Origin of the sequence: Serratia liquefaciens ATCC 27592 (genome assembly GCF_000422085.1) — a bacterium.
Lineage (GTDB): Bacteria > Pseudomonadota > Gammaproteobacteria > Enterobacterales > Enterobacteriaceae > Serratia > Serratia liquefaciens.
Genome location: NC_021741.1, coordinates 384,842 through 397,748, shown reverse-complemented (window position 1 = coordinate 397,748; position 12,907 = coordinate 384,842). Strand labels below are relative to the sequence as shown.

Sequence of the window (12,907 nt, the reverse complement as noted above, 5' to 3'; positions counted from 1 at the left end):
AACCATTTTACTCATAAGGATATTCCGAGCACATATATCCTCTTTTATAACTATAAATTGGATTATGCTTTTAACACTAAAAGCACATTATGCTTTGTAGTTTGCAGACTTCTGCAATCGCCCTTTAAGCGATCACCTTTTGATGGACGATGCCATGACTGAAAAAACTGCGGTACCGGTTTCGGTACTGGATTTATCCCCTATCCCACAAGGGGCCAAACCACGTGATGCGTTTCACGCTTCTTTAGATTTAGCACAACATGCCGAAAAATGGGGTTATCAACGCTATTGGTTGGCAGAGCATCACAACATGACCGGCATCGGCAGTGCCGCCACCTCGGTACTGCTGGGTTATCTGGCCGCCGGTACCCAAAGCATTCGCCTTGGTTCCGGTGGCGTGATGCTGCCTAACCATGCGCCGCTGGTGATCGCCGAGCAGTTCGGTACGCTGGAGTCTTTGTACCCCGGGCGTATCGATTTGGGCCTCGGCCGCGCACCCGGTACCGATCAACGCACCATGATGGCACTGCGCCGCCATCTGTCCGGCGAGGTGGATAACTTCCCCCGCGACGTGCAGGAACTGCAACATTACTTCTGCGATGCACAACCGGGCCAGCCGGTACAAGCGGTACCCGGCCAAGGATTGCATGTCCCTCTCTGGCTGCTCGGCTCCAGTTTGTACAGCGCGCAGTTGGCGGCACAGCTCGGCCTGCCGTTCGCCTTCGCCTCTCACTTTGCACCGGAGATGCTGTTCCAGGCGCTGAAGTTGTATCGTGATAACTTCAAAGCTTCCGAGCAGTGCCAGCAGCCGCATGCGATGGTGTGCGTCAACGTGGTGGCCGCCGACAGCGATGCGGATGCGCGCTTCCTGTTTACGTCGATGCAACAGCAGTTCATCAACCTGCGTCGTGGTTCGCCAGGCCCACTGCCGGCGCCGCTGGACAATATCCACGCGCTATGGACCGCCGGGGAACAGTACGGGGTTGATCAGGCACTGCGCATGTCGATCATCGGTAACGAAAATACCGTGCGTCACGGGCTGCAAACGTTGCTCAACGAAACCGGTGCGGATGAGATCATGGTTAACGGCCAGATCTTTGACCATCAGGCACGGTTGCATTCGTTTGAGATTGTCGCCGGAGTAAAAGACACGCTGGCGAAAGGGTAAGTCAACGGCGGGCCGCAGGGCAATCATTTCCCTTCACGCCCACCTTGCAAAAATGGGGCAGCACACCGCTGCCCCACGTCGGTTAACGCTGGATAAGATAGCGGATGGTTGGCCCGTCCTGCTGAATATCCAACACTTTGTAACCGTGATTCCGCGCGTCGAGTGGAATGTTGTTGATCGACTGCGGGCAGTCGCTGATCACTTCCAGGATCTCGCCCGGCTTCAACTGCGGCATCGCCTCCAGCGTGGCCACTGCCGGATACGGACAAGGTTCACCCAGCATATCCAACCGATAATCTGGCACTATCGCCGCTTGCTTCATGACACACTCCTCAAATTAACCACCTGCGCATCGGGTTTGGCGCGGAAAAAACGTTTCTCCCACCACAGCATGGCGGCAAACGCCAACGCCAGCAGCAGGTAAGTCACCAGCAGGCCGCCGATCGGCCCGAAAGTATCCAGCAGGTTGATCTTGTCGTAATCTGTGGCCAGCGCCGGGGCCAGGTCATCCCAGTAGTAAGCCAGCAGGGTCGCGCCGATGATGTTACCCAGCCCCACCCACCAATAGTGCACCTGTCCTTCCACCGCACGGTACATCCAGCCGGTTTCACAGCCGCCGGCCAGCACGATGCCGAAACCAAACAGCAGGCCGCCCAGAACCGCATTGGGGCCGGCCCACATGATTTTCGGCGCGACACCCAACTGCACATAGCTGAAAATGCCGATGGCGCTCACCGCCATGCCGATAATGATCGCTTTCGCCATGTGGGTACGCCCGGTGATCCATAAATCGCGGAAGGCTGAGGTGAAGCAGATCTGCGCACGCTCAATCAGCAGGCCAAAACCGATACCGAACAGCATGGCGATACCCAGCTTCGGCGCATCGAACAGCGTCCAAAGTGACCAGGCTACCGACAGGAAAAAAATCACCATGCCCAAACGGAAGCGGCGGCGCGCCTGCTCCGGCTTTTGCGTCAACGGGGCGGCGGCTTTTACCTTCTGTAATTTCACCGGGATGCGGAACATCGGCAACAGGGTAAATTTGGCGCCAAAGTAGGAGCCAGCAGCGGTCGCCAGTGCGAAGAACCAGGCGTGCAGCGAGAACTGAGGAATACCGGTAAAGAACGCCGCCAGGTTACAGCCCATCGCCAGACGGGCACCGAAGCCGGCGATAATGCCGCCCAACAGCGCCTGCACAATGCGAATGCGGTGCTGTGGCTGGCGCAGCTTGATGTTATTGGCCCACAGTGCGGCAGCGATACAGCCAGCGAACATGCCGATGATCATCCTGCCGTCGATGCGCTGCAGCGGCGTGCCCTCAAGGCCGATAACCTTGAAGTAGCCCCATTGCTCAGGATGCAGGCCGAACCACTGCAATACATGGCCGCCCCAGCGGGTAAATTCCCCGGTTACCGCCCAGAAGGTACCGGTCAAACCAAAGTAGTAGGTAGAGAGGATCCCTGCGGCAATCACCGCGGGTAAAGGTGCCCAAAAGCGCACCAGGTATTGAGACTTGAACTGCTGCCAACTCATGGCATCTCCCGTGCGTAGTATCCATAAGAAAAAACCTTATAAATGATACGCCATTTTCTGCCATTTAACGGTGAATTTCAGGCATAAAAAAACCAGCCCGAAGGCTGGTTTCTTAGTCCGATTAACCGCAAGCGGTCAAATCAGATGTTATGCATCACCGAAACGGCGACGTGGCGCAGCCGGAGCGGCGTCATCACGACGTGGGGCGCGTTGGCCGTCACGGTTGAAGTTACCGCCACGACGTTCGCCACCGTTGCCGGCAGGTGCAGCAGCACCGCCTTCACGACGATCACCGAAAGAACGACGGCCTGGGTTTGCCCCTTCACGACGTTCGCCGTTGAATGGACGACCACCGCCACGACGCTCGCCGTTACCTGCACCAGCACCGCCTTCGCGACGCTCACGACGTTCATGCGGCTGTGCATCGCCCAGCAGTTGCATGTTCATCGGCTTGTTCAGGATACGAGTACGGGTGAAGTGAGACAGGATCTCGCCCGGCATGCCTTTTGGCAGTTCGATGGTCGAGTGACCAGCAAACAGCTTGATGTTACCGATGTAACGGCTGCTGATGTCACCTTCGTTAGCGATCGCGCCAACGATATGACGAACTTCAACGCCGTCATCACGGCCCACTTCAATGCGGTACAGCTGCATTTCGCCAACGTCACGACGCTCGCGACGTGGGCGATCTGCGCCACCATCACGGCTGTCTGGACGTGCGTCACGACGACGGTCGCTACCGCGATCGTCACGGTCGTTGAATTCACGACGCTGACGTGGTTTGAACACGGGATCCGGTGGCAAGATCAGAGGACGTTCGCCCTGTGCCATTTTCAGCAGTGCTGCGGCCAGGGTTTCCATTTCCAGCTCTTCTTCCGGCTGCAGTTTAGCCAGCAGTGCGCGGTACATGTCCAGATCGCTGCTTTCCAGCTGTTGCTGTACTTTAGCGGCGAACTTGGCCAGACGACGCTCACCCAGCAGTTCTGCGTTTGGCAGCTCAACTTCTGGAATGGTCAGCTTCATGGTGCGTTCGATGTTGCGCAGCAGGCGGCGTTCGCGGTTTTCTACGAACAGCAGCGCACGGCCGGCACGACCAGCACGGCCGGTACGGCCGATACGGTGAACGTAAGACTCTGAATCCATAGGGATATCATAGTTTACCACCAGGCTGATACGCTCAACGTCCAGGCCACGAGCAGCAACGTCGGTTGCGATCAGGATATCCAGACGACCATCTTTCAGGCGCTCCAGGGTCTGCTCACGCAGTGCCTGGTTCATGTCGCCGTTCAGTGCTGCGCTGCTGTAACCGCTGCGCTCCAGCGCTTCAGCCACTTCCAGGGTCGCGTTTTTGGTACGAACGAAGATAATCGCCGCATCAAAGTCTTCCGCTTCCAGGAAACGCACCAGCGCTTCGTTTTTACGCATGCCGTGCACAGTCCAGTAGCTCTGGCTGATGTCCGGACGGGTAGTAATGCTGGATTGGATGCGCACTTCCTGCGGCTCTTTCATGAAGCGGCGGGTAATGCGACGGATCGCTTCCGGCATGGTTGCGGAGAACAGCGCGGTCTGATGTTCAGCCGGGATCTCTGCCATGATGGTTTCTACGTCTTCGATAAAGCCCATGCGCAGCATTTCGTCGGCTTCATCCAGCACCAGACCGCTCAGGTTAGAGAGGTTCAGGGTACCACGCTTCAGGTGGTCCAGCAGACGGCCTGGAGTCCCTACTACGATTTGCGGGCCCTGACGCAGAGCGCGCAGCTGCACGTCATAACGCTGGCCGCCATACAGGGCCACGACGTTAACGCCATGCATGTGTTTGGAGAAATCAGTCATCGCTTCAGCAACCTGAACCGCCAGTTCGCGGGTCGGTGCCAGCACCAGGATCTGAGGTGCTTTCAGGGAAGCGTCAAGGTTGTGCAGCAGTGGCAGCGAGAATGCTGCAGTTTTACCACTACCGGTCTGTGCCATGCCCAGCACATCACGGCCGTTCAACAGGTGAGGAATACACTCAGCCTGGATCGGTGAAGGTTTTTCATAGCCCAGATCGGTCAGGGCAGAAATGATCGGAGCAGACAGCCCCAGGTCAGCAAAAGAGGTTTCAAGCTCAGTAGTCATGTACACGTGCCTCATTAATAATGGCAGCCAGTCTACATAACTCGTCGAGAAAATTTTCAGTCATTTTCATTGAAAAGTGTGAACCGGCTCAAATTAGATTATAAAACGAACAAAAAAGCCCTCGCCCGTTAAGACGATAACTTTGGCAAAAAACCAATGTATATCAGGCTGATAGTTGTTCGTCAGCTATTGCTGGTCCGATTCCGATAGGTCGTCTTGTTCTTGGCCTAACAGCGCCAATTCCAACAATGCATAGCGGTGCTCAACGAAGTTATGAACGTTGTTAGCGACCGTCAGTTTGAACAGCGCCGAAGCGGTGTCCTTGTCCCCCAGACTTAGGTAATGCTTACCTAAATAGAAGTCAGTTTCACTGAGATGCTCAGCGAGCGAAGTGTTATCCGTTGCATCTGCCTTGAGCCTTTCCATCAGCGTTTTTTCACTGATGTTGCCCAGGTAGAATTCGACAATATTCCATCCCCATTGCCCTCGGTTCGCTTTGTCATAACGCTGCTGGAGCGCTACGTCAGCCTTCTTGGGATCGATTTCTCTTTCCACCAGATAAAGCCACAACGAACGGAAGGGATCGTTTGGGTCGTCTTGATAAAACGCCTGCAGATCATCCTGCGCCAACGGGAAGCGGCCGCCATAATACAGTGCGATGCCCCGGTTTAAACGCGCGTAATTGTAAGTTGGATCAAGCTCTAGTACAGAATCAAACGCTTCATAGGCAGCATCAAAATTGCCTGCCTGCGTTAAGTAAATGCCCAGGTAGTTGAAAACTTCTGGCATATCAGGACGTATCGCCAGCGCTTGCGAGAAATCATTGCGCGCCAGTGCACGTAGCCCGAGGCTATCATACAGCACACCGCGCTCATATAAAAGCTGCGCACGCTCATCGTCCGTCAGTGCCCGGCTGGCAAGTATTTGTTCCATGCGCGCCAGGATCACTTCCTGCTGCAGAGTTGGCTGCAACGGGATCGCCAAAACTTCGTCTTTACGCCAATCATGGTTGCTGCATCCTGCCAGCATGAGTGCTGTCGCAACGTAACACCAGCGCAAGAAAGGCTTCATTTCCCACTCCCGAAGACAAACATTGGATGAACATCCTTTCATCCGTTTGCTAATACGCAAGCATCCTACCCGCGCGATACGAACAGCTCCCAACCCCATGGCCGGGAGCTGTAAATCTATCTATACAGTTATTCTGCTTCAGGCGCAGGTGAACCTGCTTCTGGTGCGGTCGCTTCTTTGATGCTCAGACGCACGCGGCCCTGACGGTCAACTTCCAGTACCTTAACCGGTACTTCCTGACCCATCTGCAGATAGTCGGTCACTTTCTCAACGCGCTTGTCTGCGATTTGAGAGATGTGCACCAGACCTTCTTTACCACCACCGATCGCCACGAATGCGCCGAAATCAACGATACGGGTAACTTTACCCTGGTAAATACGGCCCACTTCGATCTCGGCAGTGATCTCTTCGATGCGGCGAATAGCGAATTTCGCTTTCTCACCGTCGGTAGCAGCGATTTTCACTGTACCATCATCTTCGATTTCGATGGTAGTGCCGGTCTCTTCGGTCAACGCACGGATGACAGAGCCGCCTTTACCAATCACGTCTTTGATCTTGTCCGGGTTGATTCGGATAGTGTGAATACGTGGTGCGAACTGAGAGATATCGCCACGCGGAGTGCTGATAGCCTGTTCCATTACGCCCAGGATGTGCAGACGCGCGCCCTTGGCCTGGTTCAGTGCAACCTGCATGATTTCGCGGGTGATGCCTTCAATTTTAATGTCCATCTGCAGCGCGGTAATACCGTCACGGCTACCCGCTACTTTGAAGTCCATGTCGCCCAGGTGATCTTCGTCACCCAGAATGTCGGACAGAACCACAAAGTTGTCTTGTTCTTTCACCAGGCCCATTGCGATACCCGCAACGGCGGCTTTGATTGGCACACCAGCGTCCATCAGCGCCAAAGAAGCGCCACAGACTGAAGCCATAGAAGAAGAACCGTTGGATTCGGTGATTTCGGAAACCACACGCACCGTGTACGGGAAATCTTCTGCTTTAGGCATCATAGCCAATACGCCGCGTTTCGCCAGGCGACCGTGACCAATTTCACGACGTTTAGGCGAACCTACCATCCCAGTCTCACCAACGGAGTACGGAGGGAAGTTGTAGTGGAACAGGAAGCTGTCGGTCTTCTCGCCCATCAGCTCATCCAGGTTCTGCGCATCACGTGCGGTACCCAGAGTTGCAGTAACCAGAGCCTGAGTTTCACCACGGGTGAACAGTGCGGAACCGTGGGTACGCGGCAGTACGCCGGTGCGCACGTCCAGACCACGGATCATGTCTTTTTCACGGCCGTCGATACGCGGCTCGCCACGCAGCACGCGACTACGAACGACGTTTTTCTCAACGCTGCCCAGGATGTCCTGAATTTCAGACGCGTCCAGGGTTTCGTCCTGCGCCAACAGGGTTTCAACAACGCTGTTCTTGATCGCATCTACCTGAGCGTAACGCTCTTGTTTTTCGGTGATGTGATAAGCGTCGCCCAGGCGGCCTTCTGCCAGTTCTGCAACGCGCGCGTGCAGCGCTTCGTTGACTGCAGGTGCCTGCCAATCCCACTTAGGCTTGCCGGCTTCGGCAACCAGGGAATTGATGTTCTCGATAACGATCTGCTGTTGCTCGTGGCCAAAGACCACCGCGCCCAGCATTTGATCTTCGCTCAGAACGTCAGCTTCGGATTCAACCATCAGCACTGCACCTGCGGTACCGGCAACCACCAAGTCCAGGCTGCTTTCTTTCAGCTCGTCAGTCGTTGGGTTCAGCACGTACTGGCTGTTGATGTAACCCACGCGAGCAGCACCGATTGGGCCATTGAACGGAATACCGGACAGGCTCAGGGCTGCAGAGGCACCGATCATCGCAACGATGTCCGGGTTAACCTGCGGGTTTACGGAAACAACGGTCGCGATCACCTGAACTTCGTTCAGGAAGCTGTCCGGGAACAGTGGACGGATCGGACGGTCAATCAGGCGGGAAGTCAGAGTTTCGCCTTCGCTCGGACGGCCTTCACGACGGAAGAAGCTGCCCGGGATACGACCAGCAGCGTAGGTACGCTCCTGATAGTTAACGGTCAGTGGGAAGAAGCTCTGGCCTGGTTTGGCTTTTTTCTGGCCAACTACGGTAACGAATACGGCGGTGTCATCCATGCTCACCATCACGGCGGCGGTGGCTTGACGAGCCATCATACCGGTCTCAATAGTGACGGTATGCTGGCCATACTGGAATTTGCGAATGATCGGTGTCAGCAAAATTATATCCTTAGATTAGGCGCGCAATCGTATTGACGACTCGACACGCCATTGGCTCGATTTGCCTTCTCACTACATCCTCGCGACTAATGACAATCCTTATCTCAAGCCTGAGACAAAGCCTCTCATTAGCCGCGCGAACCTCTGTAATGGAAGATCCTGTTTGGAAACATCAGTAATACATTAACCTGATTTGCTTATGCTTCCTAGAAGAAAGGGGCCCAAATAGGCCCCTTTCCACTGAAACTCGCTAGATTAGCGACGCAGACCCAGACGCTCGATCAGGCTGGTGTAACGTGCTACATCTTTACGCTTCAGGTAGTCCAGCAGCTTACGACGCTGAGAAACCATACGCAGCAGACCACGACGGCTGTGGTGATCTTTTTTGTGCTCTGAGAAGTGGCCTTGCAGATGGTTGATCTGCGCAGTCAACAGGGCAACCTGAACTTCGGAAGAACCGCTGTCGTTAGTACCACGACCGAAATCAGCTACGATTTTAGCTTTAGCTTCAACACTTAGAGACATTGTAATACTCCAGATTATAGATAATAAATACAGGCGCCGATCTCTAATTCAGCAACCCAATGCATAAGCTGCGCCATTCTACCCTTAGCGCAGTGCGATCGCAAGGCAGTGCGTTTTCTGCCCTCAGTCGAAATATTCGACGACCAGGCGGCGCGGCGCCACACGACCGTCATCGGCAATATCACCCACGCCGATAAATTTACGCTCTTCACCTTCGGTGATACGTACCATGCCCGAGGCCGGCGCACCGGCAACCTGTACGGGCTGCCCCTGCTTAACGTATCCCGCGACTACCGGCAGCAAATTCACTTCCGGGTAGTTCTCCACCGGGCTGTCCATCGGCATCAGCAGAGGATCGAGCAGCTCGCCTGGCGCGACTTCCTGTGCCTGTGCCTGCTCCAGCAATTCGTTCAGCTGTTCCAGCGTGACCATCCTTTCGATCGGATAGGTCGCCACCTGCAGACGACGCAGGTAGATCACGTGTGCCCCACACCCCAGCAGCTCACCGAGGTCGTCGGTAATGGTGCGGATGTAGGTGCCTTTCGAACAGTGAATTTCCAGCTCCAGTTCGTCCCCTTCCCAGCGGATAAACTGCAGATCGTAAACGGTGATGCTGCGTGCTTCGCGCGGAACTTCGATACCTTGACGAGCATACTCATAGAGTTTCTTGCCCTGGTACTTCAGCGCCGAATACATCGAAGGCACCTGCTTGATATCGCCGCGGAAGCTGTCCAGCGCCGCATCGAGCTGCGCCTGGGTGAAGTTCACCGGACGTTCCTGCACAATCTGGCCGTCGGCGTCCGAAGTATCGGTGCGCTGACCCAGTCGAGCAATAACGCGATAGCGTTTGTCGGAGTCGAGCAGGAACTGTGAGAACTTGGTCGCCTCACCGAGGCAAATCGGCAGCATGCCGGTCGCCAGCGGGTCGAGCGCGCCGGTGTGTCCCGCGCGGTTGGCGTTATAGAGGCGTTTTACTTTTTGCAGGGCGTCGTTAGACGACAGGCCCTGCGGTTTGTCCAGCAACAGGACGCCGTGGATATCACGGCCGCGGCGACGAGGGCGACTCATTAAGCCTCCTCGTCATCGCCTGATGCGGAACGGCGTTCGGCGTCGTTCTTCACTACGTTAGTCACCAGGTTAGACATGCGCATGCCTTCAACCAGAGAGTTGTCGTAAGCGAAGGTCAGCTCAGGTACTACACGCAGACGCATGGCTTTGCCCAGCAATGTGCGGATGTAGCCCGAAGCGTCTTGCAGCGCTTTGATACCGTTTGGCACCAGTTCCGGATCCGGGTTTTCGGTCAACACGTTCAGGAAGGTGACATAAACTTTGGCATAGGCCAAATCGCGAGAAACTTCTACACCAGAAACGGTAGCCATGCCGATACGCGGATCTTTGACTTCACGCTGCAGAATGATAGCAATCTCTTTTTGCATCTCTTGTGCCACGCGCTGACCGCGGCTGAATTCTTTTGCCATTATGGATTCTCCAGACAAATCGGGGGGCACAAGGCCCCCCAGAAAAGACTTAAGCAGATGTGCTAGCGTTAAGCGATGGTACGTTGGATCTCGATGATTTCGAAGACTTCGATCATGTCGCCGACGCGCACGTCGTTGTAGTTCTTAACGCCGATACCACATTCCATGCCGTTACGGACTTCGTTAACGTCATCTTTGAAGCGGCGCAGGGATTCCAGCTCGCCTTCATAGATAACCACGTTGTCGCGCAGAACGCGGATTGGGTTGTGACGCTTGATGTTACCTTCGGTAACCATACAACCGGCAATAGCACCGAATTTAGGTGATTTGAACACGTCACGCACTTCGGCCAGACCGATGATCTGCTGCTTGTACTCAGGCGCCAACATACCGCTCATCGCCTGCTTCACTTCGTCGATCAAGTTATAGATCACGGAGTAGTAACGCAGATCCAGGCTTTCTGCTTCAATCACGCGGCGCGCGGAAGCGTCGGCACGGACGTTGAAGCCCAGGATGATGGCGTTGGAAGCGGCTGCCAGCGTTGCGTCGGTTTCAGTGATACCACCTACGCCAGAACCAACAATCTTCACTTTCACTTCGTCGGTAGAGAGTTTCAACAGTGAATCCATGATGGCTTCACAAGAACCCTGTACGTCGGATTTCAGTACGATGTTCAGCTCAGAAACTTCACCGTCGGTCATGTTCGCAAACATGTTTTCCAGTTTGGATTTCTGCTGACGCGCCAGTTTAACTTCGCGGAACTTGCCTTGACGGTACAGCGCAACTTCACGCGCTTTCTTCTCGTCACGCACAACGGTCGCTTCATCACCGGCGGCAGGAACGCTGGACAGGCCCAGGATCTCAACCGGAATAGAAGGACCCGCAGAGGTCACTTCGCGACCCAGCTCGTCACGCATCGCACGCACGCGGCCGTATTCGAAGCCACACAGAACGATATCGCCTTTGTTCAGCGTACCTTCCTGTACCAACACGGTAGCAACCGGACCACGACCTTTATCCAGGAAGGATTCGATAACTACGCCGCTGGCCATGCCGCTGCGTACCGCTTTCAGTTCGAGAACTTCGGACTGCAGCAGGATAGCGTTCAGCAGTTCGTCGATACCGGTACCGGCTTTCGCAGATACGTGAACGAACTGAGCTTCGCCGCCCCACTCTTCCGGCATAACGCCGTACTGGGACAGTTCTTGCTTAACGCGATCCGGATCGGCTTCCGGCTTGTCAATTTTGTTCACTGCAACCACCAACGGTACCTGCGCTGCTTTCGCATGCTGGATAGCTTCGATGGTTTGCGGCATCACGCCGTCGTCGGCAGCAACAACCAGAACAACGATGTCAGTCGCCTGAGCACCACGGGCACGCATTGAAGTAAAGGCTGCGTGGCCTGGGGTATCCAGGAAGGTGATCATGCCGTTGTCGGTTTCTACGTGGTAAGCACCGATATGCTGGGTAATACCGCCGGCCTCGCCTGCTGCCACCTTGGTGGAGCGGATGTAGTCCAGCAAAGAAGTTTTACCGTGGTCGACGTGGCCCATGATGGTCACAACTGGCGCACGTGGCTCAGCCGCTGCACCGGTATCACGATCGCTCATCAGCGCTTCTTCCAGCTCGTTCTCACGACGCAGGATAACTTTGTGGCCCATCTCTTCGGCAACCAGCTGCGCGGTTTCCTGATCGATGACCTGGTTGATGGTGGCCATTGCGCCCAGCTTCATCATCGCTTTGATGACCTGAGAGCCTTTAACCGCCATTTTGTTAGCCAGTTCGGCTACGGTGATGGTTTCGCCGATAATAACGTCGCGGTTAACCACCTGAGCCGGCTTGTTGAAGCCCTGCTGCAGAGTGCTTGGCTTACGCTTGCCTTTACCGCCACGGGTAACGGCGCGCGCTTCTTCACGGTCTGCTTTAGACTCGGAAAGCTTGTTGCCTTTCTTCTGCTTGGTCGCTTTACCGCCACGGGTGCGGCTGCGGCGTTCGCCTTCAACTTTAGCGTCGTTTTCGTCTTCAGCGGCACGGGCGTGCTGAGAGGTAGTCACGTGGTAATCGGCTGTTTCAACCGCAGCGCTTGCTGCTTCAGCTTCGGCCCACTTCTCACCGTTCTCTTCTGCCATGCGGCGAGCTTCTTCCGCTACGCGTTTGGCGTCTTCTTCGACCTTACGGCGTACTTCCTCTTCCGCTTTACGTTTCAGTTCAGCGGCTTCGGCTTCACGGCGTGCTTTTTCTGCCTGAGCTGGCTTGGTCATTTCGTCGGTATGTTGATTCGTCACTTTTTCTTTTTCCGCTGAATTACGCTTAGCAATCTCCGCGGCCTCACGTTTGGCTTGCTCTTCGGCTGCGCGCTTCGCTTCTGCTTCGCGTTTCGCTAGCTCTTCCGCTTCGCGCTGTGCCTGCTCTTCCGCTTCACGCTGTGCCTGCTCTGCCGCTTCAGCCTGTTGGGCTTCTGGCGTATCGCGATTTACATAAGTGCGTTTCTTGCGGACCTCAATTTGCACCGATTTACTTTTACCGCCGGTGCTCGGAATATTCAAGGTGCTGCGCGTTTTGCGCTGCAACGTGAGCTTACCAGGCGCGCTACCGTGTTCACGGTTCAGGTGCGCCAGTAAGGCTTCTTTCTCATGTTGGGTTACAGAGTCTGTCTCAGACTTGTTAATCCCTGCATCAGCAAACTGCTGTACCAGGCGATCAACTGGAGTCTGAATCTCTGCTGCCAGCGATTTTACGGTTACATCTGTCGTCATGCTGTTCCTTCCTGC

At 55.3% G+C, this 12,907-nt stretch carries 11 protein-coding genes; 1 reads left to right on the top strand and 10 read right to left on the bottom strand.

Going from position 1 to position 12,907, the window contains the following annotated elements; genetic code table 11:
* Positions 1-154: 154 nt before the first annotated feature.
* On the top strand, positions 155-1,168 hold the full coding sequence (locus M495_RS01825; protein WP_201766289.1) for a luciferase-like monooxygenase: 1,014 nt from the start codon (positions 155-157) through the stop codon (positions 1,166-1,168).
* Positions 1,169-1,250: 82 nt separating this feature from the next.
* Here the strand turns inward: M495_RS01825 and yedF are convergent, their stop codons facing one another.
* From yedF to infB, 10 genes are all read right to left on the bottom strand, one after another.
* Positions 1,251-1,490 (bottom strand): sulfurtransferase-like selenium metabolism protein YedF, encoded by a 240-nt coding sequence (gene yedF / locus M495_RS01820; protein ID WP_004952879.1) that lies wholly within the window; start codon positions 1,488-1,490, stop codon positions 1,251-1,253.
* Positions 1,487-2,701, bottom strand: coding sequence for a selenium metabolism membrane protein YedE/FdhT (gene yedE, locus M495_RS01815; RefSeq protein ID WP_020824958.1), 1,215 nt, complete (start codon positions 2,699-2,701; stop codon positions 1,487-1,489). Before yedE ends, yedF begins: the two co-directional genes overlap by 4 nt.
* A 147-nt stretch (positions 2,702-2,848) precedes the next feature.
* Positions 2,849-4,816 (bottom strand): DEAD/DEAH family ATP-dependent RNA helicase, encoded by a 1,968-nt coding sequence (locus M495_RS01810; RefSeq protein WP_020824957.1) that lies wholly within the window; start codon positions 4,814-4,816, stop codon positions 2,849-2,851.
* Entirely contained in the window at positions 4,806-4,880 is a 75-nt protein-coding gene (yrbN, locus tag M495_RS26185; RefSeq protein WP_223499600.1) for a protein YrbN, read from the bottom strand. Before yrbN ends, M495_RS01810 begins: the two co-directional genes overlap by 11 nt.
* 122 nt (positions 4,881-5,002) lie before the next feature.
* Positions 5,003-5,887: a lipoprotein NlpI gene (gene nlpI, locus M495_RS01805; protein WP_012004952.1), complete on the bottom strand. Its 885-nt coding sequence runs from the start codon at positions 5,885-5,887 to the stop codon at positions 5,003-5,005.
* A 128-nt stretch (positions 5,888-6,015) separates the two neighbouring features.
* Positions 6,016-8,133 (bottom strand): polyribonucleotide nucleotidyltransferase, encoded by a 2,118-nt coding sequence (gene pnp / locus M495_RS01800; RefSeq protein WP_020824956.1) that lies wholly within the window; start codon positions 8,131-8,133, stop codon positions 6,016-6,018.
* Between the two features lie 255 nt (positions 8,134-8,388).
* The gene (rpsO, locus tag M495_RS01795) at positions 8,389-8,658 is read right to left on the bottom strand and encodes a 30S ribosomal protein S15 (protein WP_012004950.1); all 270 of its coding nucleotides are present in this window, start codon (positions 8,656-8,658) and stop codon (positions 8,389-8,391) included.
* 123 nt (positions 8,659-8,781) lie between these two features.
* A complete protein-coding gene (truB, locus tag M495_RS01790; protein ID WP_020824955.1) occupies positions 8,782-9,726 on the bottom strand; it encodes a tRNA pseudouridine(55) synthase TruB in 945 nt (314 codons plus the stop codon).
* Positions 9,726-10,136, bottom strand: coding sequence for a 30S ribosome-binding factor RbfA (rbfA, locus tag M495_RS01785; protein ID WP_020824954.1), 411 nt, complete (start codon positions 10,134-10,136; stop codon positions 9,726-9,728). The genes truB and rbfA overlap by 1 nt, the downstream gene beginning before the upstream one ends.
* Positions 10,137-10,204: 68 nt before the next feature.
* Positions 10,205-12,892: a translation initiation factor IF-2 gene (gene infB, locus M495_RS01780; RefSeq protein ID WP_020824953.1), complete on the bottom strand. Its 2,688-nt coding sequence runs from the start codon at positions 12,890-12,892 to the stop codon at positions 10,205-10,207.
* Between the last annotated feature and the right edge of the window lie 15 nt (positions 12,893-12,907).

Excerpts from the sequence above, each read along its gene's own strand:
- M495_RS01825 (WP_201766289.1), top strand. The coding sequence starts at position 155 with ATGACTGAAAAAACTGCGGTACCGGTTTCGGTACTGGATTTATCCCCT.
- yedF (WP_004952879.1), bottom strand. The coding sequence starts at position 1,490 with ATGAAGCAAGCGGCGATAGTGCCAGATTATCGGTTGGATATGCTGGGT.
- yedE (WP_020824958.1), bottom strand. The coding sequence starts at position 2,701 with ATGAGTTGGCAGCAGTTCAAGTCTCAATACCTGGTGCGCTTTTGGGCA.
- M495_RS01810 (WP_020824957.1), bottom strand. The coding sequence starts at position 4,816 with ATGACTACTGAGCTTGAAACCTCTTTTGCTGACCTGGGGCTGTCTGCT.
- nlpI (WP_012004952.1), bottom strand. The coding sequence starts at position 5,887 with ATGAAGCCTTTCTTGCGCTGGTGTTACGTTGCGACAGCACTCATGCTG.
- rpsO (WP_012004950.1), bottom strand. The coding sequence starts at position 8,658 with ATGTCTCTAAGTGTTGAAGCTAAAGCTAAAATCGTAGCTGATTTCGGT.
- truB (WP_020824955.1), bottom strand. The coding sequence starts at position 9,726 with ATGAGTCGCCCTCGTCGCCGCGGCCGTGATATCCACGGCGTCCTGTTG.
- rbfA (WP_020824954.1), bottom strand. The coding sequence starts at position 10,136 with ATGGCAAAAGAATTCAGCCGCGGTCAGCGCGTGGCACAAGAGATGCAA.
- infB (WP_020824953.1), bottom strand. The coding sequence starts at position 12,892 with ATGACGACAGATGTAACCGTAAAATCGCTGGCAGCAGAGATTCAGACT.